Origin of the sequence: Algibacter miyuki, assembly GCF_030409805.1 — a bacterium.
Lineage (GTDB): Bacteria > Bacteroidota > Bacteroidia > Flavobacteriales > Flavobacteriaceae > Algibacter > Algibacter miyuki.
Window position 1 is genome coordinate 1 of sequence record NZ_JAUFQP010000004.1, and the last position, 24945, is coordinate 24945.

Genomic DNA, 24945 nt, shown 5'->3' on the forward strand with positions numbered 1-24945 from the left:
TTTTTTAACGCAGGAGTGCCTTCAAAAATGATTCAGGTGAGTTTTTATACTTTTGGAGGTGTAACGTCTAGACAAGGCACAAGTTTTGCGTTATACAGAGCGCCTTACTGGGTTGGAGATCCATATAATTTATTACACGAAGCGGGTTCTGATTATAATGGTTTCAGCCCACTTTTGAAACCGATGTTGTCGATAACAACTTAACGGCTGGTGTAAAGTGGAAATTATTTAACTTCGATGTCGATTTTAGTGGAACATACGGAAGAAACAGAATTGATTACGATGTAAACAACACTTTAAATATAGACTTAGGAGCAAATAGTCCAATTGAATTTGCTGTTGGGGGTTATACGTTAGCAACTCGTTGGCGAATTTAGATTTGTCAAGAAGTTTTAGGGCAAGTGAATATTGCTTTTGGAGCAGAAATAAAGAAAGAGAACTTTTCTGCAAGAGCAGGTGATCCTGCTTCCTACTATAATCCTACAGGGAATGGTAATGCGCAGTCTTTCCCAGGTTTACAGCCTGCTAATGCGGTGCGTGCCGATAGACATAATTATGGTGTTTATGGCGATTTAGAATGGGAGCCAACCGATGCTTTACTAATTGGTGGAGCTATTCGATATGAAGATTTTAGCGATTTTGGAGACAATGTATCATGGAAAGTAAGTGGGCGTTACTCCTTAGGTGATAAAGGGCTTTGAGGGCATCATATAGTACAGGGTTTAGAGCGCCATCGTTACATCAAATATATTTAAGTAATGTGCAAACATTGGTTTCTGGTGGTAGTATTTCAAACCAGGCACGTTTAATAATGTAGACCCAATTATTCGAGAAGATTTAGGTGTGCCGCAGCTTACTGCGGAAACATCTAAAAACATATCGGCAGGTATAACTTATAAGGTTAAACCTAACCTTTCTGTTTCAGCAGATTTTTATAATGTAAAGGTGGATGATCGTGTTTTATTTACAGGTGAAATTGGATTCGATGGCGATGATGGATCAACAAATCCAGTAGAAAGTGTATTGATAGCTAATTCTATTACCAGTTTGAAGTTTTTTGTAAATGCTGTAAGTACAAGTACTTCAGGAGTAGATTTAGTGGTTAATTATACTAATATCGATTTAGGTAAAGGGCTCTTGAATGCTACTTTAGCGGCTAATTTTAATGAAACTACTATTGAAGGCGCAATTGATACACCTGCTATATTTGCAGCAAATGGTTACGAAATTTTCAATAGAAAGGAGCAAGCTAGAATTACATCGGCAAGACCAAAATCTAAAGTATTATTAGGTTTAGATTACGATTTAAATAAATGGGATTTTATTGTAAATAATACTTATTTTGGCGAGGTTACGTGGCAACATGGTAGTAATCCTGCGTTCGATCAAACCTTCGCAGGTAAGGTGCTTACAGATTTAATCGTTGGTTATGAGTTTAATGAAAAGGTTTCGGGGAACATTTCTGTAAATAATTTATTTAATGTGTATCCAGATGAATTAGATGCTAAAGGTGATGTGGTTACCGATCTTGGAGGGCGTTTTAAATACGCTTGGGAAGTAAATCAATTTGGTTTTAACGGTACTATAATTAATGCGAGTTTAGCCTTTAAATTCTAAAGTTAATAACGCTTGTTTTAGAAAACGTATTTTTTATTCTATAAACCCCAAATTTTGGCCTTTTCTCCAAAATTTGGGGTTTTTTTTTAAGTTTAACATTTTTTTTAGACTATTTAAAATAATTCTTAAATACTAATAAAACGTTAATAATACGTTTTATTTTTAAGGCTATACTTTGTGGTTTGTTTTTTTAGAATATTGATTGTCATTGAGTTATAGTTGTGTTTGGTTTTTTGTTTAAAAAAACAAGACACAAAAACAGTTTTTTAATTTGTAAGTTTTTATATCGGAAAGGATGTTTTGTGTGTATTGTTTTACATCTAAGCATTTAATATCCAATATAATATGCATATATTAGCTTTAACTAATTCAAAATTATTTATTATTATGAGTAAACTTTTAAACTTTAAATGCTTGATGTTTCTATTATTTATGGGAACTTCAGGAACGCTATTCGCCCAAGATGTTTCGGGTGTTGTAAAAGATGATTCTGGAGCACTGCCAGGTGTGTCCGTTGTTGTGAAAGGCACAACAACAGGAACAACAACAGATTTTGATGGAAATTATTCTATCAACGCCAGCAACGGCGCTATTTTGGTGTTTTCTTATGTGGGTTATGAGACACAGGAGAAAGCTGTTTTGGGTAGTGTAATGAATATAAGGATGCAATCTGGAGTTGCTTTGAATGAGGTGGTTTTAATTGGGTCTAGAAATCCAAGTAGAACATCTGTAGACACGGCTGTTCCTGTTGATGTTATTGATATGGCCGATTTAGCTACTGCGGGTCCTCAAGTTTCAGTAACACAAATTTTGAACTATGTGGCGCCTTCATTTTCATCTAACACACAAACTGTTGCCGATGGGACGGATCATATTGATCCTGCTCAATTAAGAGGGCTTGGACCAGATCAAGTATTGGTTTTAGTGAATGGAAAAAGAAGACACACATCGTCTTTAGTAAATGTAAACGGTACGCCAGGACGTGGTTCTGTAGGAACCGATTTAAATGCTATTCCTGCAGCATCTATTAAAAGAATTGAAGTATTACGTGATGGTGCTGCGGCACAATACGGATCTGATGCGATTGCTGGAGTTATCAATATTGTATTAAAAGATAATGTTAATGAACTTACAGCTGCCATAACTACGGGAGCAAACATGTCTAAAAATGGAAATGATCATGATGGTGGTATCGATGGTGAAAAAACACAAATTGATTTAAACTATGGTATTCCATTAGGTGATAAAGGAGGTTTTATTAACATGACGGGGTCTTTAACAACACGTCAAAGAACTTCTCGTGCACGTGCAACTACTGGAGATATTTTTCATGCTTACAATTCTATAGAGTGGCAAGCGTATCAAGATGGTTTTAATCTGTCTGATTTAAGAACCGATTTAGGAGCTATTCAAAACTATGCTTCACAAGTAGGTCATTTTGATTCTGGTTTACAATCGCAAATCGCTGGTGCTTCAAGTATTGAAGAGTTATCGGGGTATAATACAGTTACAGGAGCGCAAACTGCCGGAATTTTAACTGGTTTAGATGTTACTGATGCTGAGTTAGTGGCTAGAGGTCAAACGCGTAACGATTATAATATGAGCGTAGGTCAGTCTGCTTTAGATCAAGGGCAATTTATGGGTAATTTAGAAATCCCTTTAGGTGATGATGAAAACGAGGCTAAATTATATGCTTTTGGTGGTTTATCTTACCGTCATGGTGATGCTTCTGGATTTTATAGAACGCCTGGGCATGCTTCTGGTAGAGGAAATACCTTATCTTATATTAATGGATTCTTACCAGATATCGAGTCTGATATTATTGATAAATCTTTAGGTTTCGGTATTCAAGGAAAAATTAACGATTGGAATATCGATTTATCTCATACTTGGGGTTTAAATACTTTTGCATATAATATTACGAACACCACAAACTTTTACTTACAAGCTTCATCTCCAACGGAATTTGATGCAGGACTTAATGGTTTTCAACAAAACACGGTTAACTTCGATATGTCTAAGTTTTACGAAGATATCATGTCTGGTTTAAACGTTGCTTTTGGTGCGGAATATCGTGTTGAAAATTTCTTTATTGAAGCTGGTGAAGTATCATCTTACGCTAAATATGATGTTAATGGTGAGATTGAAACTGTTGCAGCGTCTGGAACTCCAGCATTACAAGTAACTGACTTTTTTGGAAATCAAACCGATGCAGGTTCTCAAGTATTTTCAGGGTTTACTCCAGGAAATGCTATAGATACTAAAAGAAACAGTATGGCATTATATGTTGATGTTGAAGCAGATATTACCGAAGCATTTTTAGTGAGTGGAGCAGTGCGTTTTGAGGATTTTAGCGATTTTGGAAGCACATTGAATGGTAAATTAGCCATGCGTTATAAATTAAGTGAGAACACCAATATTAGGGGGGCTTTAAGTACAGGGTTTAGAGCGCCATCTTTACATCAACAATTTTATAGCAAATCGAATACCTTATTTAACGATCAAGGTATTGCAGAGCAAGTGGGTACATTTACAAATAACTCTAGAGCAGCAGCTTTATTCGGAATACCGAAGTTAAAAGAAGAAACATCGTTTAATGCGAGTTTAGGGTTTACTTCTAAAATACCAGATGCTAACCTAACATTTACAGTTGATGGTTACTATATCGCTATTGATGATAGAATTACATACACAGGTAACTTTTCAAGTCCTAATGATGGCTCTCAGTTAGCCGATATTTTTACTAATTTAGGTATTGGTCAAGCAGCGTTTTTTGCAAATGCTATTGATACAGAAACTAAAGGTTTAGATGTTGTTATTTCTCATAAAGCAAATATTGGAAACGGACGATTAACTAATAATTTAGCAGCAACTTATTCAAAAACTAAAAAAGTAGGCGCTACAAAAGGAAGTGATATTCTAACGGCTGCAGGTTTATTGGATAATTATTTTGATGAAGCTTCTAGGATATATTTAGAGCTTGCAGTACCTAGAGTTAAAGCGAATCTATCGCATAACTTAGAAATGGGAGATTGGAATTTCTTCTTAAGAAATGCATTCTTTGGTAGTGTTTTCGATACCGGAAACTTAACAGGTGGTGGTCATCCAGAAATTGGATCTAATGTAGTAACCGATTTAACTGTAGGTTATAACTTTAGCGAATCTCTTAGGTTAACTGTAGGAGCAAACAATTTATTAGATGTTTATCCAGATGAATTACCAGGTTATTTAACGTCTAGCAACCAGTTTGTGTACTCTCGTCGTGTATCGCAATTTGGTAACAACGGACGCTATGTTTTTGGTAGATTAACATTCAACTTGAAATAAGATAGTTTACCTATTAATATTTAAAAGCCTCGTAAATCATTTGATTTACGAGGCTTTTTTTTTGAGCTTATTTAATTATGATGATACAATTTCTCCTTACGTTGAAATGGTTTACGTAAACTTTATACGCTTAGAAGTATACCGACGATTGGCGGTGTCACACACGATTCTATTAGCATAGTTCTATTTAATGATACTACGTGTTTTAACAGACTAATATCAAAAAATAAAAACCCAGACACTTTAATAAAAAAGGTCTGGGTTTTCGCTATTAATTGAGTTAGTCAAACAATTAAATTAATCTTCGATACGCTTATCCATATTGAACGTTTCTTGCGCCGCAACGGCCTCTGTTTGAGGAACACGATCGCTATAAATTTTCATTTTGAATTTTGTTACTAAATAAAATAAGATTGGTACAACAATCAATGTTAAGAAAGTAGCAATAAACAGGCCATAAATTACAGTCCATGCTAATGGTCCCCAGAAAATAACGTTATCTCCTCCCATATAAATGTTTGGGTTGAACTCGCTAAACAACGTGAAAAAGTTAATATTTAATCCAATAGCTAGCGGTACTAAGCCTAAAATGGTTGTAATAGCGGTAAGTAATACCGGACGTAAACGTGCTTTTCCACCTGTAATAATGGCTTCTAATAAATCGTCGTTTTGTAAATATTGATCATCTTCTAAATGACGTTTTACCTTTTTTCTATCAATTAAAAGTTGTGTGTAATCTAAAAGTACCACACCGTTGTTTACTACAATTCCGGCGAGAGAAATAATTCCCATCATGGTCATCATAATAACGAAAGAACTTCCGGTAAGCACAATACCTCCAAACACACCAATTAAACTTAAAAAGATAGCTAACATGATAATTCCAGGTTTTGAAACCGAATTAAATTGAAATATTAAGATGAAGAAAATTAAGCCTAAACCGGTGAAAAATGCTCCCATTAAAAAAGCCATTTGCTTGTTTTGTTCTTCAATCTGACCAGTGTAATCAATGTTTACATCATCAGGTTTTTCCGTAAAGGTTTTCATTTCATTTTGAATTTTTGAAACAATGGCAGCAGCATCGGTATAACCAGGGGCTAAGGCCGAATACAATGTTACCACACGCTTTACGTCTTTATGTTTTATAGCGCTAAATCCAGAAGAATTCGTTTGCTTAGCAACAGCTGAAACAGGAATTTCTTTTACTTGCCCAGAAGTCATATCTCTAAATGTGATTTTCTGATTAAAAAGTGCACTAGTGTTGTATCGATCTTCTTTATTAAAACGTACATAAATGTCGTAATCGTCTCCGTCTTCTTTGTAAATACCAGCTTTAGCTCCGAAGATAGAATTACGTAATTGTTGACCAACTTGCCCGGTAGAAATGCCTAGTTCTCCAGCTTTCTTTCTATCAACTACCACTTGCATGGCTGGTTTCGATTTGTTGACATCAATTTTTAATTCATCAATACCTTGCACGTTTTTAGAGTTGATAAAATCACGCATGCTTTCTGCTGTAGCAATAAGTTCAGCATAATCATTACCTTCTAATTCCACGTTAATAGGGTAGCCTGCAGGTGGACCATTGGCATCTTTTTCAACTGAAATAGCAACGCCAGGATAAATATCTTTTAAAGCGGCTTGTACTTTTTTAAGAAGATCTTGGCTATCGGCACCCTCACGGTATTTATACTCACGCATGCTGGCTGTAATTTTTCCTCGGTGTGGCATTTCGGCAGCCGATCCTCCATCGGTTTGTGGGTTTCCTGCACCTTCACCAACTTGAGAAACTGCACTTTCTGTTAAGAAATTGAAATCACCATCCATATACGCATCGTCGTTTAATATTTTATAAACGCGAGTTTCAATATCTTTAGTAATAGCATTGGTTTTTTCAATGTCTGTACCTTCTGGATATTCAATATATACAATAATTTGGTTGGGTTTATTATCTGGGAAAAATTCTACTTTGGTACGCTGACTTCCTACTGATGCGCCAAAACCCATAAAGGCAATAATCAACAAAATAAAAGTTCCAATCGTAATAAAAGCAGGTTTTTTTCCTCCCAAAGCATAGCGAAGCGATTTTTCATAAGCTCGCTCCCAGCGTGGTAATACTTTGTTTTGGAAGCTATTAGACCATTTTCTGAGTAATAAACGATAGATCCAAAGTAGGATAACAACAACAATCATTAAGGTTCCTAAGGCATTATAATCACCACCAAACAGCATGATTAACAGGCCGATAATACCAAATATAGCTGAGATTTTGATAATTTGGTTTAACGGCATGTCTTTGTCTTCTACCGTCATGTATTTCGATACTAAAACGGAATTGAAAAAGATAGCTACAAATAATGATGATCCTAAAACTACGGATAGAGTTATCGGGAAATATTTCATAAACTGCCCCATAACACCTGGCCATAAACCTAACGGAATAAATGCGGCAACCGTTGTTGCTGTAGATATAATAATAGGATAAGCAATTTCGCCAATACCTTTTTTGGCAGCTTCAACACGGCTCATACCTTCTTCACTCATTAAGCGATAAACGTTTTCTACCACCACAATCCCGTTATCTACCAGCATACCAAGTCCCATAATTAATCCGAAAAGGATCATGGTGTTCATGGTGTAGCCTAATAAATCTAAAATCATGAGCGACATAAACATCGACATCGGAATGGCAAATCCAACAAACAAAGCGTTTTTAAAGCCTAAAAAGAACATTAAAACGGTTACAACAAGTATGATACCGAAAATAATATTGTTTACTAAATCGTCAACCTGCCCGATAGTTTTAGACGATTGATCGTTTGCGATAGTTACTGTTAAATCTGGAGGGAATACATTTTTAATGGCGTCCTTAACAATGATATCGATTTGTTCCGCAGCAGCAACCATGTTTTTTCCGGCACGTTTTTTAACGTCCAACATCACTACTGGGTGCCCAAATTCTCTGGCGTACGTCGTTTTATCTTCATCTTTAAATCGAACTTTGGCAACATTTTTTAAGTAAATAGGGTTGTTGTGTTCCGATTTAATAACAAAGTTTTCTAAGTCTTTAGGGTCTTCAATTTCACCTATAATTCTAATCGTACGGCGTTGTCCACTGGTAATTAAATTCCCAGCAGATAGGGTTATGTTTTCTCTGTTAATGGCGTTTATAATATCGTCGAAGCTTACTTGTGCAGCCATCATTTGATAAATATCAACAGCGACTTCAACTTCTTTTTCTTGAGCACCACGAATATCAACTTGTTTAATTTCCTGAAGATTTTCAATTTCATCTTCTAGATATTCACCAAATTCTTTAAGTTTATCAACGGGGTAATCGCCAGAAATGTTAATATTTAAAATGGCAATTTCTTCCGACATACTTAAATCGAAAACATTAGGTTCTACTTTGGCGCCGTTAAAGGTTGGCCAATCTTCACCCGAAGTTTCAGAGTCTAATTCATCTTTCACCTTTTGTTTGGCAGCTTCAACAGTGATGTTTTCATCAAATTCAACAACTACAATAGAATAATCTTCTTGTGATGTTGAGGTGATTTCAATAACATTACTAACTGTTTTTAGCTTGTCTTCAATAGGGTCGGTTATCAATTTCTCGATATCCTCAGCCGTATTTCCAGGGTAAATAGAGCTGATGTAAATTTTAGTTTCCTTAATTTCTGGAAAGTTTTCTCTAGGCATACTAAAGTATGAGCCCGTACCAAGAAAAAGGATGAGCGCAATTAAAACATACATGGTTGTTTTATTGTCTATGGCCCAGGATGCTAAACCAAATTCCTTGATTACATTTTTTTTCTTTTTAGTCATAAGTATTAAGTCTTTAGACGTTAATGTTTGTTGCTAGAATTAGTGGTTTATTGTGTAATTAAAATTTTAACGCTTTGCCCGTCTTTAACACTTCTGGCACCTTCGTTAATAATTTCGCTTCCGTTTTCTAGTCCAGAAAGAATTTCGATGTAATCACCTTGTGTTTTTCCTGTGGTAACAAAAGCGCGTTTTGCTTTAGCATGGTTATCTTCTTTTTCGCTTATGGTGTATACATATTGTTGGCCTTCGGCGTTTTCTGAAATAATACTTTGCGGAATTAATATCGCTTTCGGGTTGGTATAATCGTTAATTCTAAGTTTAGCTGTTAAGTTTGGTTTAATGGTTCTGTCCTTATTATCAACAGCAACTTCTATTTTAAACGTACGATTTGCAGGGTTGATGAAATTTCCGGCTTGACGTACTTTGGCATCCATTTGTTTGTTCAGAATAGGGAAATCTACTTTTACATCTTTTCCTGGAGCTAATTCTGTAATATAACGTTCTGGTACATCGGTTTCAATGTACATATCTTGAAGATTTACAATTCTGAAAAGTTGAGATTGTCCCGGTGCTACAACACTACCTTGTTCAGTAATGACATCGTCAATAGTGCCCGAAAATGGCGCTCTAACAATAGTTTTGCTTACCTGTTGCGATAATTGTCCAACAGCTTGTACTTGTCCGTCGTAAGTTGCTTTGGCTTGTAAATATTGAATTTCACTACCAATTTTTTGTTCCCATAAACGTTCCTGACGTTCAAAAGTTGTTTTTGCTAAAGCTGTTTGAATTTTTAATTGAGCTAATTGTTGGTTTAAACCACCATCGTCAATTTTTGCAAGCGATTGTCCTTTGGTAACACGTTGTCCTTCTTTTACATATACCGTGGTTAAAACGCCCGAGTATTCTGGGTAAATCACAATGTTTTGTTTGGTACTCACACTACCTTGCAATTCCACGTAGTGTTTAAAAACCGTGTCGTTTGCAGTAAAAGTTGTAATTAATGGAATTTTTTCCTGAGGATCTAATTCCTTAATTTTTAGTTGTAGTAGTTTTATTTGTTCGGCAAGGGCTTGTTCTGCTGTTTCAAGTTCTACCGTTTTTTTATGAATTAATTCTAAATCGTTGGTTGCAATAACAGCTTCAACAGATTGTTTTTTTTCGCCACCACAAGACGTTAATAATACTGCGGTTAATAAGGTTGAATATATATATTTCATGATGGGTTATTGTTTAATGTTAAGTAAGTTTTTTAGTGCTGCTTTTTTATTAATTACGTCTATAATAGCTTGTAAATATTCTTGTTGGCTAGTGTATAATTGCAATTGTGCTTGTCTTAAATCGAAACTACCAGCAATACCTTCTTTGTATTTAATGGTGTTTTTGTGTTCAATTTTTTCGGCAAGTGCTAAGTTTTTTTGCTTGTTAGTATAGGTGTCTATAGCTAAAGTGTATTCGTTTTTAGCATTTTTAAACTCTAACGATATGGTGTTTTCTTTATCTATAAAATCGTTTTTGGCAATATCCCATTCAATTTTGGCTCTTTGTCTTCTTGCTTTTCCTCCAAAAGAAGAGAAAATAGGGAAGGTTAAACTCACACCGCCAACAGTTGTAAATAACCAGTCTTGCTCTTTGCTTGTAAAGGTTGAAAAGCTGTTGCTGTAGCCTAAATAACTAGAGGTTAAAAAAGCATTTATTTTTGGTAACTGCTCCGATTTTTCTAATTTGTATTCTAAATATTTGCTTTTTACTTCGTTTTCGGCAATTTTGTAATCAATATTATTAGCAACAGGATGCGTCGTATTAATAAGGTCTAAAGAAATATTATCTGTAATTAAACTTTCTAGGGTATCGGTAAGTTCAATAGTTTCTTCAGCATCAATCCCTAATAGAATTTTTAAATAACCTTTAGAAATTTCATAAAGTGTCTCTAGATTTTTTAAGTTATTTTCTAAATTAGATTTGGTTAACTGAAGTTGCTCAACATCTTCTTCTTCAATTAAACCATTTTCATAAATCTGAGAGGTTTCTTCTAAATTAGAACTTAAAGCACTAATATTATTTTTCATAATAGCAATGCTTTCTTTAGTTAAAAGGGCATTGTTATAAGCGCTAACAATATTAGTTTCAATCTCGTTTTCGGTTTTATCTTTGGCATTTTCCGATATTTCTAAAAACACTTTGTTCGATTGAAGTCCTACGATATAACCACCATCAAAAAGTAATTGATTTAACGTAACACTTGGTGTCATGCTGTGTTTCGGAAACAAGAATAAAAACGGATCGTTCGGGTCTAAAGCCGCCGTGTCGAAAGGTGATTTTATGTTCGATTTGTAATCTATAGCGCCGTTTATTTGAGGTAATCCAATCGCTTTAGTTTCCCAAACCTGCTGTTCTGCCGCAAGAATATTTAAGTGCGCATTTTTAATTATTCTATTGTTTTCTCGCCCATAAACTATAGCTTCGTTTAAAGAGAAGCTACGTTTGTTTTCTTGAGAAAACAGCATGATACTGCATAGTAAACTAAAAAGTATGATGAGTTTGTGTTTCATTTTTTATGATTGATTTGTTGTTATAAATTTATTTAAAATGTCTAAGCCTTTTTCGGTTACAATGGCTCTTAAGTGGTATTCTAGGTAGCTTTCCATTAAATAATTCATCGAAAATGTTTCTAGAGGAAAAATAGAATGATCTTTAATACCCGTCATACCATTAAAATACATTCTGGATATGAAGTCGATATCAATATTCGGACGAAACAATTCGGTTTCAATACCTTTTTGAAGACTAGCCTTTACGGAATCATGCATTTTTTCGAATTGCTTTAGGTGTAAACTAGCATGTATTTGAGGGTAATATTTTTTAAGTTGAAATTGGGGTGACGATTTTTCGCTCTTTAAATGATGCATCACGAACATTTTAATATCGTACAATTCCTCAATTGGGTTGTTGGAATTATTGCAAATACCATCAATACCGGTGCAAATCATATCAAAAAGTGAAAACGAAACCGCTTCAACTAATTTTGTTTTATTAGCAAAATGCACGTAAATGGTTTTTTTAGAAATGCCCATTTCGTGAGCAATATCGTCCATCGTTACACTCTTAAATCCAAGGTTTAAAAACAAGTTTTCAGTTGTATGTATAATTTTTTTTCTCATAATCTCGGGCAAATGTACAACAGGAAACTTTAAAAACAAAAATAGTTTCCTTAGTTTTAATGATTTCTTAATATTAAACAGAATAGAAAGGGTGTTAATTTGTGCAATTCCTTTATTTTTGTTCGATGCTTTCAATAGAACAATACCAACACGAATTCGTTTCATATTTAGAAAAATATGAAACCGGAAAGGAACCTAAAAACCTGTACCAACCCATTCAATATATTTTAGAATTAGGCGGAAAAAGATTGCGCCCAGTTTTAGCTTTAATGACGGCCGATATTTTTGGGGAAGATTATAAACTAGCCTTAAATGCTGCGCTAAGCGTTGAGGTGTTTCATAATTTCTCTTTAGTTCATGATGATATAATGGACGATGCGCCATTGCGTCGCGGCCACCAAACCGTACATGAAAAGTGGGATATTAATACCGGAATTCTTTCTGGAGATGCCATGCTAATTATGGCGTATCAGCTTTTTGAAAACTACGATGCGGAAACCTTTATGGAGCTTGCTAAACTCTTTAGTAAAACGGCGCTAGAGGTTTGTGAAGGGCAACAATACGATGTAGATTTTGAAACCAGAAACGATGTTAGTATTCCTGAATATTTAAAAATGATAGAATACAAAACAGCTGTTTTGGTTGCTGCAGCCATGAAAATGGGAGCTATTGTATCAAAGGCTTCACAGGAAGATCAGGATAATATTTATAATTTTGGTCGTTATTTGGGGATTGCTTTTCAATTACAGGATGATTATTTAGATGCGTTCGGTGATCCGAAAACCTTTGGGAAACAAGTTGGCGGAGATATTATAGAGAATAAGAAAACCTATTTGTATTTAAAAGCTTTGGAGTTTTCTAATGAAACCGATTGTGAGGAATTAATGGCATTGTTTGCATCAAATCCAGAAGATGTTTCAACCAAAATAGAAACGGCAAAACAGTTTTTTGTAAATTCAGGGGCGGCAGAGGCTACTCAAAAAGCAATTAAGGAATATACGCTAAAAGCTTTTACCGTACTGGAATCTTTACATGTTTCTGAAGATAAAAAAACGATGCTAAAAAACTTTGGCAGCCATTTAATGAACCGAACAGTGTAACCTTTTTTCCGAGTACTCGGATGTTCTATTATGCAATTACCCTCAAATTTTGAAGCTTTAATTAAAGAAGCTAACGCGTTAGATTTATATAAGAAGTTAATTCTTCAACTCAATAAAGATTTTCTTTTGGCAAATGTTGATTTGGGTTTTCATGAAGAAACCTTGCCGTCGAGTTTAAAACTACTTTTGCACGAAACGGTGTATAAACTTATTCAAGAAAAATTCACCGAATATTTAAACCTGCTTTATATTATCGATGTGTCGGAATCTGAGGTAAAAGCCTTAAATGGTGATGATATTTTAAAGCTTTCAGAAGATGTTTCCTTCTTAATATTGAAACGCGAATGGCAAAAAGTCTGGTTTAAGAATAAATATTCTTAAATTCAATAAAGATAATATTGTCCGAATTAAAAATTTTTAATATATTTGTTTCAAATAAACCTACGATATGTTTTCTAAAGCTTGTGAATATGGAATTAAAGCAGCAATTTTTATTGCTACAAAATCCTATGAAGATAAGCGTGTTAGCCCAAAAGAAATTGCCGAGGAAATAAATTCGCCCCAAGCTTTTACGGCTAAAATATTACAATCGTTGGTGCGTCATGATGTGGTGAGTTCTGTAAAAGGCGCTTATGGAGGCTTCGAAATTGAAAAACGTAAAATAAGTGAGGTTAAATTAGCTCAAATTGTGAATGCTATTGATGGCGACAGTATTTATGTTGGCTGTGGTTTGGGCTTAGCAAAATGTGACGAAAATCACCCATGTCCGGTGCACGACAAGTTTAAAAGCGTGAGGGAAGAACTTAAAAATATGCTAGAAAACACCACCTTAGAAGAGTTAGCGCTTAATATTAAATCTGGCGCTTCCTTTTTAAGAGCCTAAAAAAAATTTGATTATAAATAGGATAAATTTATCCGAAATAAATAAAGCTATGGAAACATTAAATAATTATGCTGAAAAACAAATAGGAGAATTAGTAGCTCAAGATTTTAGAACCGCTGCTGTTTTTAATAGTTATGGTATCGACTTTTGTTGCAAAGGAGATAGAACCATTGATGAGGTTTGCTCGAAAAAAGGGATTGATGCTAATGTAATTATGGAAAAATTAGATGCCATTTTTAACGAATCAACCAATCAGGCGGTAGATTATAAATCATGGCCTTTAGATTTATTAGTAGAATATATTGAGAAAAAACACCATCGCTATGTTGAAGAAAAAATTCCTGTAATACGTCAGTTTCTAGATAAACTATGTCGTGTTCATGGAGGAAGTCATCCTGAATTATTCGAAATTAATCAACTTTTTACAGCTTCGGCAGGAGAATTGTCGGCACACATGAAAAAGGAGGAACTCATTTTATTTCCTTTTATTAAAAAAATGACTTTAGCAGAAGGGCAAGCAGGAGCAATTCACGCGCCTCACTTTGGGACTGTAGAAAACCCTATTGCTATGATGAAGGAAGAACATGAAAATGAAGGTGAGCGTTTCAGACAAATTGATGCGCTTTCTAATCATTATAATCCACCTGTAGATGCGTGTAACACCTATAAAGTAACATTCGCTATGCTCGATGAATTTGAAAAAGATTTGCATTTACACATTCATTTAGAAAACAATATTTTATTTCCAAAAGCTATAAAATTAGAGCGGAAATTAAGGTAATAGAAACGTTGTTTTATAGCTTTAATCCTAGAAGGTCTATCATAATACCTTCTAGGGTTTTTTATTTCTACCTTTTAAGCTTGTTATATTTATCCATTAGAAACTCAAGTAATGCCGAAAAAATTAGTTGTTGTCTGTTTATTTAATTTTTTAATTGCAGCCTTAATGGGCTTGGCTTTGCGTTATTCGTTTTTAGATTCTGTGGGATTAAATTATAGGTTTTTAACCCATGCACATTCGCATATTGCTATGTTGGGTTGGGTGTATTTAATGCTTTACACGGCTATTGTGTATTATTTCGTTCCCGAATATAAAACGAAACCAATTTTTACCAAATTATTTTGGCTTACTGAAGTTGCTGTAGTAGGCATGATGTTGAGTTTTCCGTTTCAAGGCTATGCTGCGGTTTCTATTTCATTTTCAACTTTGCATATTTTTTGCAGTTATGCTTTCGTTTACTGCATTTGGAAACATCATAAAACTAAATCTGCAGTTACCAAATATTTACTAAAAGCATCGCTGGTTTTTATGGTGCTTTCTACAATTGGAGTTTGGTGTTTAGGACCGGCGGTGTCTATTTTAGGTTCGGCTTCGGCATTTTATCAAATTGCGATTCAGTTTTTTTTACATTTTCAATTTAATGGGTGGTTTTTGTTGGCCATTTTTGCTGTGTTTTTTCATCTGGTTAAGGTGGAAAATACACCTGTTTTTAAATACTTTTTTTGGACGTTAATAGTATCCACAGTATTAACTTTTGCTTTACCTATTCAATGGTTTGCTCCACATCCAATATTGCTTTGGATTAATGGTTTTGGGGTGGTTTTACAATTTGTGATGCTCTTTTTATTTCTGAAATTGATCCCTTTTAAAAAGGAAGGAGAAGCTCAACCGAAACTCATTATCAATTTATATCGGTTCGCCGTGCTGTGTTTCGCGGTAAAAACCATTTTTCAATTAGCCTCTTTAGTACCTGAATTTTCAAACGTGGTTTATGGGCATCGCAACTTTGTTATTGGTTTTATACACTTATTAATGTTAGGGGTAGTGTCTAGTTTTTTGTTTTCTTTTATTCTGAAAAGTGGATGGCTTTCGAACTCCAAATGGTTAAATATTGGGGTTTATAGCTTTTTGTTAGGCTTTATTTTAACCGAAGTGTTATTGCTTGTTCAAGGCTGTAAATTCTTTGTTGGAAGCGGGCTGATTCCAAATTACTATTTACTTCTTTTTCTTTGTAGTGTATTATTGCCTTTCGGAATAGGACTTTTTATAGTCCATGTTACAAGGTGTAAATTGAAATAATTTACTTTAATTTTTAGAGGAAGTTAGTGATGATATTACGGAATGGTTTTTAAAATGGCAGCAATAGTTTCATCGTTGTCAACGCCTAAGCCTTCTTGCTGATGGATTAATTCGCCAGCAGGATTAAACACACTAATAATATTGGAGTGTGAAAAATCGATTGGTGAAATTTCTTTGTATTTCATAGAAAGTACATTGGCAAATTCTCGAACTCCTGATGTGGTGCCTTGTAGAAACATCCATTGTTCGCCGTCCATTTCATTTTCAATAGCAAAAGCTTTTAAACGTTGGGGTGTGTCTGTTTCAGGATCTATACTAACCATCACAAATTGGATGTTTTTAATGTCTTCCAAAGGTAGTTTCGTTTCAATATTACGCATATCGGCAACTAATCTCGGGCATGCTGCTTTGCATGATGTGTAAATCATAACCATGACTAAGGTTTTTCCTTTTAAGGCTTTTAGTTCTATGGTTTTTCCTTCTTCAGTATCCCATTTTGAAGTTAAATTGAATATCGATGTTTCGGAAATGGCATCATTGAGTATTGGTATTTCAGAGCTTAAAGCTTGTAAATCCATTTTGCAAACAGCGCAATTGCCAGGTTTGTTGAAGGTTTTATTGCCTTCGCACTTCATTGGGCATTGGTAAGTTGTTGAATTGTCGCTATTAGATTTCGTGTTAGAATTGCAAGTTTGCAAAAGCAACGTTGTTATTATTAAAATGAATATGTGTTTTAAAGCTTTCATAGGTTTATTGTTTAGTTATGTCTTTTGCGCATCGAAATCCTAAATTTTTCATAGCGTATTTGGCTTTCAAGCTTCCTCGTATGGCATAGCGCATAAAGGCGGCATAATTCATTAAATCGGTTGCATTTATGGCAGCGCTTCCACAGAATAGATTAGAATCTTTATCTACATCTTTTCGAGATTCACCAGTAATTAAAACCGAATTAAAATCCAATGTCCATTCCCAAACTAAGCCATGTAAATCGTAAACACCCCAAGCATTTTTTGGATGTAACCCAATGCTGTTTTCATTGGAATGTGGTGCTTCATACCAAGCTAATATTTGTTTGTTGAAGGTTGGTTTTACACGGGCATCTTTTGTGGTTTCATCAGCCATAGCTACGTATTCCCATTCATCAATTGTAGGTAAACGTTTATCTTGACATTCGCAGTAAGCTTTCGCTGCAAACCATGATATGTAGGTTACTGGGCTATTTGGTTTTTCGGTTGGTTTGATGTTTAAATCGTTGTCCCAATTAGCGAGATAACTTTTGTCTGTAAATAATTTTAAGGCTTTAGATTTTTGCCATTTTGGGTTTGATTTCAGAAAAAGGATATATTCTGCATTGGTAACTGGGTATATGTCTATTTCAAAATCTTTGACTTCCACAACGGTTGAATCTCTACCATATAGAGGGATGTAACGGCTGCCTTCAATATAAACCATGCCTTTAGATTGGGCATAAATACATGTTTGGGACACCAACAAAACAAACAGTAATCTAAAGGCTAGGTTTTTCATTATTAATTATTATTTGCTGTTTCTTACTTGTTCTACCATGGCTTTAGTAACTACGGTTTTATTGTTGCCCCAGCTGTTGTAAACGTAGGTTAGTACATTAGCGATTTCGTCTGGAGACAGCATTTGTCGCGTCATAACACTGTTGTATTTTTGACCATTTACGGTAATTTCTCCTGTTTTTCCGTGAAGCACAATACCGATAGCACGATTAACATCAGCATTTAAATAATCGGATTTAGCTAAAGGAGGAAAGGCATTCGGAATCCCTTGACCTTCTGCTTGATGGCAAGCAAAGCAGGTTTGCATATAGGCTTGTTTTCCAAATTCCATTTGTTCTTCGAAAGATTTTGCAGGAATTTCAGAAGCTATAATTTCATCTGTTGTAGGCATTTGCTGTATGCCTGGGCCTTCGGGTAAGTATATATCGTCTCTTATTTCTCCAGAATATATAGTCTTATTTTCTTCACCTTCCACTTTAAGCATCCCTAAAGCGCCTTTGTTAAATGCTCTAAAAATAGAGTGATCGACTAAAATAAATGTACCGGGAACATCCACTCGGAATTCTACCATAGCAGCGCCACCGGCAGGAATTACAGTGGTTTGTACATTGGTATTTACTAAGTCTCCACCTTCAACATGTACTTTATCAAATATTTCACCAATAACATGGAATGAAGATACTAAGCCAGGTCCACCATTTCCAACAAAAAGTCTAACGGTTTCACCAACTTTTGCAGTTAACGCGTTATCGCCAGTAAGGGCGCCTACTTTTCCATTGAAAACTACGTAGTCGGCATTTTCATCTACAGCTTTTTGCATATCAAAAGGTTGTAATCCACGTTCACCATTTTTTCCTTTGGTGTAAAAATCACCTTGCATCACATAGTATTCTTTGTCTACAGGAGGTAAACCACCTTCTGGTTCAACCAAAATTAAGCCGTACATGCCGTTAGCAATGTGCATTCCAACAGGAGCTGTTGCGCAATGGTAAACGTATAGACCAGGATTTAAGGTTTTAAAGCTGAATGTTTTTTCGTGCCCTGGGGCTACAAAAGAAGATTCGGCGCCACCACCTGGGCCTGTTACGGCATGCATATCTATATTGTGTGGTAATTTGTTATCAGGGTGGTTTTGTAAGTGAAATTCAACTTCATCGCCAACACGTGTTCTAATAAAACTTCCTGGAACCGTGCCACCAAAAGTCCAATACATGTATTTTACACCATCGGTCATTTCGCCTTCTTTTTCAAGAATTTCCATTTTCACGATAAGCTTTTTTGCTTTTCGTCTTCCGACAGGTGTTGGTACGTGTGGTGGAGATGTGAGTTCTGCTAACATTTCTCGACTAACAGGAATTTCAGATGCGTCGGTTTGTTTTTGTTCTTTTTTATCAGAACAAGCTGTGAACATTAAAGCGCCCAATAATGTTAATCCAAGTAGAGATTTTAGTTGTTTCATTAGTATTAATTTTTTAGTGTTTTTAAACATCAGTCTAAATAGGATAAAAAAGTCCTATTTCAGATGGTCAAAGTTAATACTAAAGCTAGCTATAAAATATGACAAATGTCAGTTTTATCCTAAAAGAGAAATTTATTCTAAAAAAAAGAATCCTGGTTTAAAAATGGAATCTGACAAAAGGAGCCCAAGCTTGAGAATATATGCTTTTTTCGTCATCATACAATACGTCGTAACGTACTCCAAATGTAATATTGCCATTGCGGTATCCTGCACCGAAATATAAAGCAGGTATCCAATAATTGGTGTCTTCGATGTTTAAATTAACATTATAGCGTCTGTTAACATTTAACTGCTCAAACTCGGCGGAAAGCTGAATTTCGTTTATAGGGTTAACAAATCCAATAATACTTCCACCTAAAATAGTAGATTTATAAACGTTTTTCTGACTATTATATGTACCATTTAAACCGACACCTAAAGAGAATGTATTGTTAAATTGGTACATGGCATTGGGGGCTAGAGTAGCCGTGAAATATTCGTTTCCAAAATTTAAGCCTATACTACCACCGTATTTAACATGTTCCCAAAAGTCACCTCTGAATTGTTGCGCGTGTAATTTGTTTAGGTTAGAAAACAAAATGATAGAAAAAACAATAAGGGCCTTATTAATTGTCGGAAATAGTTTCATAAGATTCAGAAAATGGTAAGAATTTAACACAAAGTACTGTTGTATTAGTTAAATCACGATTATTTGCTATAAATATAGTTAAAGAAACCTCTAATTTTACTAAAAGTTGTATTTTTGAGAAATATTTTGACTAACCTACAAGGGATTAAAAATAGCAATGGATAAATTTTCATTTTTAAATGCAGCACATACAGCATATTTTGCCGATTTATACGAGCAATATTTGCAAAGTCCAGATTCGGTAGAGCCGAGTTGGAGAGCCTTTTTTCAAGGGTATGATTTTGGTAGTGAAAACGCCGAATTTAACGAAGAAATTGTAGAGAGTGCTTCTACAAAAATACCAGAACACGTACAGAAAGAATTTCAAGTTGTAAGACTTATTGATGGTTATAGAATGCGCGGGCATTTGTTTACTAAAACAAATCCTGTACGCGATCGCCGTTCGTATTCACCAACTTTAGAACTCGAAAATTTCGGTCTTACCGCAAACGATTTAGATACCGTTTTTAATGCGGGAGAAATTTTAGGCATAGGTGTAAAAACACTACGTGAAATTGTTGTTCACCTAGAAAAAATATATTGTAGTTCTATTGGTATAGAATACATGTATTTGCGTAACCCAGAAGTTATCGCATGGTGGCAAGAGCAGCTTAATGCTAATGACAATCAGCCTAATTTTTCTGCGGAAACCAAAAAATATATTCTTTCAAAATTAAATCAAGCAGTTACTTTCGAGAACTTTTTGCAAACAAAATATGTTGGGCAAAAACGTTTTTCATTAGAAGGTGGCGAGTCGCTTATACCAGCCATTAGTAATGTGCTTTTTTATGCTGTTGAAAAATACGGTGTTAAAGAATGTGTATTAGGTATGGCACATCGTGGTCGTTTAAGTACACTTATAAATATTTTTAGAAAACCTGTTAACGAACTGTTTAGCGAGTTTGATGGAAAAGATTTTGAAGATGTTGATATTGATGGTGATGTAAAATACCACTTAGGATTAACACTTGATAAAACGTACCAAAACGGTAAAAATATTAAGATGAATTTGGTTCCGAATCCATCGCATCTTGAAACCGTAGCGCCTGTTGCCGAAGGGATTACACGGGCTAAAATTGACAGTGATTATGATGGAGACGACTCTAAAATACTACCTATTATTGTGCATGGTGATGCCGCTATTGCAGGTCAGGGTATTGTTTATGAGGTAGCCCAAATGAGTAAGCTTGCTGGTTACAAAACTGGAGGAACCGTACATATTGTTGTAAACAACCAAATTGGTTTTACAACCAATTATTTAGATGCACGATCTAGCACCTACTGTACTGATGTGGCTAAAGTAACCTTATCTCCCGTGTTACACGTTAACGCAGACGATGCTGAAGCTGTTGTTCACGCTGTAGAAATGGCATTAGAATACAGAATGCGATACAAAAAGGATGTCTATATCGATTTATTAGGCTATAGAAAATATGGTCATAATGAAGGTGATGAGCCAAGATTTACACAGCCTAAATTATATAAGGAAATTGCGAAACATGCCAATCCGTTTAAAATTTATGCAGATAAATTAATTGCTGAAAAAACAGTAGATCAGGCATATGTTGATGGCATTATTTCAGATTTTAAAGATACCTTAGAAAAAGAATATACAAAATCGAAAGAAGCAAAATCTTCGAAAGTACGTGAGTTTATGTCCGAACGTTGGACCGGTTTTGAACGCCAAGGTGTACAGTCTATGCTTATCTCTGAAGATACAAGTTATCCGAAGGAAAACTTAGAAGCGATTTCTAAAGTGGTTTCTACAGTGCCTAAAGGAGTGAAGTTTTTGCGCAAAGCGGAACGTATTCTTGCTGGTCGTGAAAAAATGGTTTTTGAAACCGATACTTTAGACTGGGGAATGGCTGAAACTTTAGCATACGGAAGTTTACTTGAAGAAGGATTTAATGTTCGTATCTCTGGACAAGACGTAGAGCGTGGAACTTTTAGCCACCGTCATGCTATTTTACGGGATGAAATTTCAGAAGAACGTATTAATTTGTTAAATACAAATCCGGAAAATAAAGGTAAAATGGATATTTATAATTCATTTTTATCAGAATATGGCGTACTTGGTTTCGATTATGGTTACGCCATGGCAAACCCTAATACACTAACCATTTGGGAAGCTCAATTTGGAGATTTCAGTAATGGAGCTCAAATTATATTCGATCAATATTTGTCGGCTGCCGAAGATAAGTGGAAAGCGCAAAATGGTATCGTTGTTTTGTTACCACACGGTTATGAAGGGCAGGGCTCTGAGCATTCTTCTGCTAGAATAGAGCGTTACTTACAATTATGTGGTGATGATAATATGATTGTTGCCGATTGTACAACACCTGGAAACATGTTCCATTTGTTACGTCGCCAAATGAAACGTAATTATAGAAAACCATTAATTGTTTTCACTCCTAAAAGTTTATTACGTCATCCAAAAGCCGTGTCAAGCATAAAAGATTTGTCTACTGGGCAGTTCGAAGAAGTAATTGATGATACCATAAACCCAACGAATGTTAAGAAATTAGTGTTCTGTACAGGGAAATTCTATTACGATTTATTAGCTGAAAGAGAAGAACTTGGAAATGAGAGCGTGGCCTTAGTAAGGTTAGAGCAGTTATTCCCACTTCATCTAGAAAAAATACAAGCTGTTATTGATAGATATCCAAACGTAGAAAATTATGTTTGGGCACAAGAAGAACCAAAAAACATGGGGGCTTGGAGTCATATGGCACAACGTATGGATTTAGTGAAGTTAGAAGTTTCATCACGTCCATATAGTTCTGTTCCTGCACCAGGTTCTAGTACTAGAGATAAAAGAAGACAACGTCGTGTTATCGATGAAGTTTTTGGGAATTAAAGAAAAAAATAAAATTCATATACCATTAAAATTATAAAAAATGATTTTAGAAATGAAAGTGCCTTCACCAGGCGAGTCTATTACAGAAGTAGAAATTGCTACTTGGTTAGTTGAAGATGGCGATTACGTTGAAAAAGACCAAGCCATTGCTGAAGTAGATAGTGATAAAGCAACTTTAGAATTACCTGCAGAAGCAAGTGGAATAATCACGCTTAAAGCGGAAGAAGGCGATGCTGTCGAAGTTGGAGCGGTTGTTTGTTTAATTGATACAAGCGCAGAAAAACCAGCTGGTGGTGAAGCACCAAAAGCGGAAGTTAAAGCAGAAGCTCCAAAGGCTGAAGCACCAAAAGCAACTGAAGCAAAAACATACGCTACAGGTACAGCAAGTCCGGCAGCTAAAAAAGTTTTAGCTGAAAAAGGAATTGATGCTACATCGGTTTCAGGAACAGGAAAAGCAGGACGTATTACTAAAGAAGATGCCGTAAATGCAGTGCCTTCAATGGGAACGCCAACTGGCGGTAACCGTGGTACGTCTAGAAGTAAAATGTCTATGTTACGTAGAAAAGTAGCCGAACGTTTAGTTGAGGTGAAAAATACAACGGCTATGTTAACCACGTTTAACGAGGTTGATATGTCTCCTATATTTGCCTTACGTTCAGAATATAAAGAAACCTTCAAAGCCAAACATGGCGTTGGTTTAGGGTTTATGAGTTTCTTTACTTTAGCTGTGGTTAGAGCATTAGAAATGTACCCTGCAGTAAATTCAATGATGGATGGCAAAGAAATGTTATCATATGATTTCTGCGATATTAGTATCGCCGTTTCAGGCCCAAAAGGATTAATGGTTCCTGTAATTCGTAATGCTGAAAACTTATCGTTTAGAGGTGTAGAATCGGAAGTGAAACGTTTAGCGCTTCGTGCTAGAGATGGTCAAATTACTGTTGATGAGATGACGGGTGGAACATTTACAATTACTAATGGTGGTGTATTCGGATCTATGTTATCTACTCCAATTATTAACCCACCACAAAGTGGAATTTTAGGAATGCACAACATTGTAGAGCGCCCAGTGGCAATCGATGGTCAAGTTGTAATTCGTCCAATAATGTATGTGGCATTATCTTACGATCATAGAATTATTGATGGTAAAGAGAGTGTAGGGTTCTTAGTCGCTGTAAAAGAAGCTCTAGAAAATCCAACAGAATTATTAATGAACAATGATGTTAAAAAGGCTTTAGAGCTTTAGTAACGATAAGTTTTATAATATAAAAGGGTCTTTCTTCAATTGAAGAAAGACCCTTTTTTTAGGAGGTTAATTTTTTTTTACTTTTTAAAATAACATGTAGAGGTTCAGTGAGATGACGAGAGCAGCTAAAATAAAAAGTACGATTAAAACGAGCTTGTTAATTTTGGTTTCATCTTGATGCATGGTTTTGGTTTTAAACATGTATTCTTGGTTTTGTAATAAAAAAGAGATATTTTGAACGTATCCAGTTTTTATTGAGGTTTTACTTATGGGTGTTGTATAATAGCACTGTAAAGGTATGTTGTATTAAGCTTAAAAAAAATACGCTTTTCTACGTATTTTTATCCCCAAGAAGGTTTGTTGAAGTGAATTTTGGAAATACAAAAAGCTCTAAATCATTACAATTTAGAGCTTTTTTTTAATTCTCCCTAAGAACTAATTAATAGCACTGTAAAGATATATGTTATTGAGGGAATAAAAAATACGCACTTCTACGTATTTTTATAAAAATGCTTTATTTATATTGGCCCAAATGGCTAAAGAAGTTGGTTTTTTATCTAAATTTAGTTTAGCAACCATATTACTACGGTGTTTATCTACCGTGCGTATTGAAATAGAAAACTCGTTTGCAATATCTTGGCTTGTTTTGTTTTCAGAAATAAGGCGCACTATTTTTAATTCAGATTTTGTAAGAAGTTCTAAGTTTTTAGGCTTAACAATAGTGTTATGCTTCAGGTTTGGCGCTATTTCTTTACTGAAATAAGGCTTTCCTGTTAAAACTTGTTTGATGCAGGTTTCAATTTCTTCAACAGCAAACTCTTTTAGAATGTACCCGAAAACGCCAGCATCAATGGCTTGATCGTAAACTTCTTCTTCTTTATCAAAAGTGATAAGTATAACTTTTGTTGGTAATTTATGCTTTTTACACGCTTGCGCAATTTCCAAACCTGTTTTATGCGGCATTCTAATATCAAGCACTGCAATTTCGGGCTCTAATTTCACTATTAAATTATAAGCGGTATTGCCGTCCTGAGCGCTTCCGATAATATTAAATCCTTTGGAGGTTAAAAAGTCGGTAAGCCCACGCAACATGAGTGGATGATCATCGGCTATGACGATGGTTGTATTCATTAATGTGTT

Annotated in this window: 20 protein-coding genes; 11 read left to right on the forward strand and 9 right to left on the reverse strand. The window is 35.0% G+C overall.

The genetic code is table 11. From position 1 onward, the window contains the following. From QWY92_RS02175 to QWY92_RS02190, 4 genes are all read left to right on the forward strand, one after another. Positions 1-204 (forward strand): hypothetical protein (locus QWY92_RS02175; protein ID WP_290268285.1); only part of this gene is annotated, 204 nt, incomplete at its 5' end. 197 nt (positions 205-401) lie between these two features. Beyond that, complete coding sequence (locus QWY92_RS02180; protein WP_290268286.1) at positions 402-701, forward strand: TonB-dependent receptor domain-containing protein; 300 nt, start codon at positions 402-404, stop codon at positions 699-701. A gap of 142 nt (positions 702-843) precedes the next feature. After that, on the forward strand, positions 844-1617 hold the full coding sequence (locus QWY92_RS02185) for a TonB-dependent receptor domain-containing protein (RefSeq protein WP_290268287.1): 774 nt from the start codon (positions 844-846) through the stop codon (positions 1615-1617). Between the two features lie 387 nt (positions 1618-2004). Further along, complete coding sequence (locus QWY92_RS02190; RefSeq protein ID WP_290268288.1) at positions 2005-4944, forward strand: TonB-dependent receptor; 2940 nt, start codon at positions 2005-2007, stop codon at positions 4942-4944. 297 nt (positions 4945-5241) lie between these two features. Here the strand turns inward: QWY92_RS02190 and QWY92_RS02195 are convergent, their stop codons facing one another. Genes QWY92_RS02195 through QWY92_RS02210 form a run of 4 tightly spaced genes read right to left on the reverse strand, consistent with a single transcriptional unit; the run spans position 5242 to position 12092 of the window. Then, positions 5242-8769, reverse strand: a complete 3528-nt coding sequence (locus tag QWY92_RS02195; protein WP_290268289.1) for an efflux RND transporter permease subunit — start codon at positions 8767-8769, stop codon at positions 5242-5244. A gap of 47 nt (positions 8770-8816) precedes the next feature. Beyond that, complete coding sequence (locus QWY92_RS02200; protein WP_290268290.1) at positions 8817-9986, reverse strand: efflux RND transporter periplasmic adaptor subunit; 1170 nt, start codon at positions 9984-9986, stop codon at positions 8817-8819. A gap of 6 nt (positions 9987-9992) precedes the next feature. Next, entirely contained in the window at positions 9993-11318 is a 1326-nt protein-coding gene (locus tag QWY92_RS02205) for a TolC family protein (RefSeq protein ID WP_290268291.1), read from the reverse strand. Between the two features lie 3 nt (positions 11319-11321). Beyond that, a complete protein-coding gene (locus QWY92_RS02210; RefSeq protein ID WP_336622083.1) occupies positions 11322-12092 on the reverse strand; it encodes a TetR/AcrR family transcriptional regulator in 771 nt (256 codons plus the stop codon). Between QWY92_RS02210 and QWY92_RS02215 the strand changes: the two genes are divergently transcribed. The 5 genes from QWY92_RS02215 (at position 12053) to QWY92_RS02235 (ending at position 15990) form a co-directional block, all read left to right on the forward strand. Then, the gene (locus tag QWY92_RS02215; protein WP_290268292.1) at positions 12053-13027 is read left to right on the forward strand and encodes a polyprenyl synthetase family protein; all 975 of its coding nucleotides are present in this window, start codon (positions 12053-12055) and stop codon (positions 13025-13027) included. The two genes, QWY92_RS02210 and QWY92_RS02215, sit on opposite strands and share 40 nt — an antisense overlap. A gap of 30 nt (positions 13028-13057) precedes the next feature. Further along, on the forward strand, positions 13058-13408 hold the full coding sequence (locus tag QWY92_RS02220; protein WP_290268294.1) for a hypothetical protein: 351 nt from the start codon (positions 13058-13060) through the stop codon (positions 13406-13408). Positions 13409-13475: 67 nt separating this feature from the next. Then, entirely contained in the window at positions 13476-13910 is a 435-nt protein-coding gene (locus tag QWY92_RS02225) for an RrF2 family transcriptional regulator (RefSeq protein WP_290268295.1), read from the forward strand. Between the two features lie 49 nt (positions 13911-13959). After that, complete coding sequence (ric, locus tag QWY92_RS02230; RefSeq protein WP_290268296.1) at positions 13960-14691, forward strand: iron-sulfur cluster repair di-iron protein; 732 nt, start codon at positions 13960-13962, stop codon at positions 14689-14691. A gap of 111 nt (positions 14692-14802) precedes the next feature. After that, positions 14803-15990, forward strand: a complete 1188-nt coding sequence (locus QWY92_RS02235; RefSeq protein WP_290268297.1) for a hypothetical protein — start codon at positions 14803-14805, stop codon at positions 15988-15990. 35 nt (positions 15991-16025) lie between these two features. On the opposite strand, the gene QWY92_RS02240 is transcribed toward QWY92_RS02235, so the two are convergent. The 4 genes from QWY92_RS02240 to QWY92_RS02255 all read right to left on the reverse strand — a co-directional run bounded on the left by QWY92_RS02240 (position 16026) and on the right by QWY92_RS02255 (position 19663). Further along, on the reverse strand, positions 16026-16736 hold the full coding sequence (locus tag QWY92_RS02240; protein WP_290268298.1) for an SCO family protein: 711 nt from the start codon (positions 16734-16736) through the stop codon (positions 16026-16028). 4 nt (positions 16737-16740) lie between these two features. Further along, complete coding sequence (locus QWY92_RS02245; protein ID WP_290268299.1) at positions 16741-17517, reverse strand: formylglycine-generating enzyme family protein; 777 nt, start codon at positions 17515-17517, stop codon at positions 16741-16743. A gap of 9 nt (positions 17518-17526) precedes the next feature. Continuing rightward, on the reverse strand, positions 17527-18975 hold the full coding sequence (gene nirK / locus QWY92_RS02250; RefSeq protein ID WP_290268300.1) for a copper-containing nitrite reductase: 1449 nt from the start codon (positions 18973-18975) through the stop codon (positions 17527-17529). Between the two features lie 157 nt (positions 18976-19132). Next, entirely contained in the window at positions 19133-19663 is a 531-nt protein-coding gene (locus QWY92_RS02255) for an alpha-ketoglutarate decarboxylase (protein ID WP_290268301.1), read from the reverse strand. A 157-nt stretch (positions 19664-19820) separates the two neighbouring features. Here QWY92_RS02255 and QWY92_RS02260 point away from each other — a divergent pair, with 157 nt between their 5' ends. After that, positions 19821-22559 carry a 2-oxoglutarate dehydrogenase E1 component gene (locus tag QWY92_RS02260; protein ID WP_290268302.1) on the forward strand — a complete coding sequence of 913 codons (2739 nt, stop codon included), beginning with the start codon at positions 19821-19823 and terminating at the stop codon, positions 22557-22559. A 40-nt stretch (positions 22560-22599) separates the two neighbouring features. Further along, positions 22600-23805, forward strand: coding sequence for a 2-oxoglutarate dehydrogenase complex dihydrolipoyllysine-residue succinyltransferase (gene odhB, locus QWY92_RS02265; protein ID WP_290268303.1), 1206 nt, complete (start codon positions 22600-22602; stop codon positions 23803-23805). A 501-nt stretch (positions 23806-24306) separates the two neighbouring features. Here the strand turns inward: odhB and QWY92_RS02270 are convergent. Next, positions 24307-24936: a response regulator gene (locus tag QWY92_RS02270; RefSeq protein WP_290268304.1), complete on the reverse strand. Its 630-nt coding sequence runs from the start codon at positions 24934-24936 to the stop codon at positions 24307-24309. Between the last annotated feature and the right edge of the window lie 9 nt (positions 24937-24945).

What these genes read in the sequence shown, in the direction of transcription:
- QWY92_RS02240 (WP_290268298.1), bottom strand. Translation starts at nt 16,736, where the DNA reads ATGAAAGCTTTAAAACACATATTCATTTTAATAATAACAACGTTGCTT.
- QWY92_RS02225 (WP_290268295.1), top strand. Translation starts at nt 13,476, where the DNA reads ATGTTTTCTAAAGCTTGTGAATATGGAATTAAAGCAGCAATTTTTATT.
- QWY92_RS02190 (WP_290268288.1), top strand. Translation starts at nt 2,005, where the DNA reads ATGAGTAAACTTTTAAACTTTAAATGCTTGATGTTTCTATTATTTATG.
- QWY92_RS02210 (WP_336622083.1), bottom strand. Translation starts at nt 12,092, where the DNA reads ATGAAACGAATTCGTGTTGGTATTGTTCTATTGAAAGCATCGAACAAA.
- QWY92_RS02255 (WP_290268301.1), bottom strand. Translation starts at nt 19,663, where the DNA reads ATGAAACTATTTCCGACAATTAATAAGGCCCTTATTGTTTTTTCTATC.
- QWY92_RS02195 (WP_290268289.1), bottom strand. Translation starts at nt 8,769, where the DNA reads ATGACTAAAAAGAAAAAAAATGTAATCAAGGAATTTGGTTTAGCATCC.
- nirK (WP_290268300.1), bottom strand. Translation starts at nt 18,975, where the DNA reads ATGAAACAACTAAAATCTCTACTTGGATTAACATTATTGGGCGCTTTA.
- QWY92_RS02215 (WP_290268292.1), top strand. Translation starts at nt 12,053, where the DNA reads ATGCTTTCAATAGAACAATACCAACACGAATTCGTTTCATATTTAGAA.
- odhB (WP_290268303.1), top strand. Translation starts at nt 22,600, where the DNA reads ATGATTTTAGAAATGAAAGTGCCTTCACCAGGCGAGTCTATTACAGAA.
- QWY92_RS02245 (WP_290268299.1), bottom strand. Translation starts at nt 17,517, where the DNA reads ATGAAAAACCTAGCCTTTAGATTACTGTTTGTTTTGTTGGTGTCCCAA.
- QWY92_RS02270 (WP_290268304.1), bottom strand. Translation starts at nt 24,936, where the DNA reads ATGAATACAACCATCGTCATAGCCGATGATCATCCACTCATGTTGCGT.
- QWY92_RS02205 (WP_290268291.1), bottom strand. Translation starts at nt 11,318, where the DNA reads ATGAAACACAAACTCATCATACTTTTTAGTTTACTATGCAGTATCATG.
- QWY92_RS02260 (WP_290268302.1), top strand. Translation starts at nt 19,821, where the DNA reads ATGGATAAATTTTCATTTTTAAATGCAGCACATACAGCATATTTTGCC.
- ric (WP_290268296.1), top strand. Translation starts at nt 13,960, where the DNA reads ATGGAAACATTAAATAATTATGCTGAAAAACAAATAGGAGAATTAGTA.
- QWY92_RS02235 (WP_290268297.1), top strand. Translation starts at nt 14,803, where the DNA reads ATGCCGAAAAAATTAGTTGTTGTCTGTTTATTTAATTTTTTAATTGCA.
- QWY92_RS02200 (WP_290268290.1), bottom strand. Translation starts at nt 9,986, where the DNA reads ATGAAATATATATATTCAACCTTATTAACCGCAGTATTATTAACGTCT.
- QWY92_RS02220 (WP_290268294.1), top strand. Translation starts at nt 13,058, where the DNA reads ATGCAATTACCCTCAAATTTTGAAGCTTTAATTAAAGAAGCTAACGCG.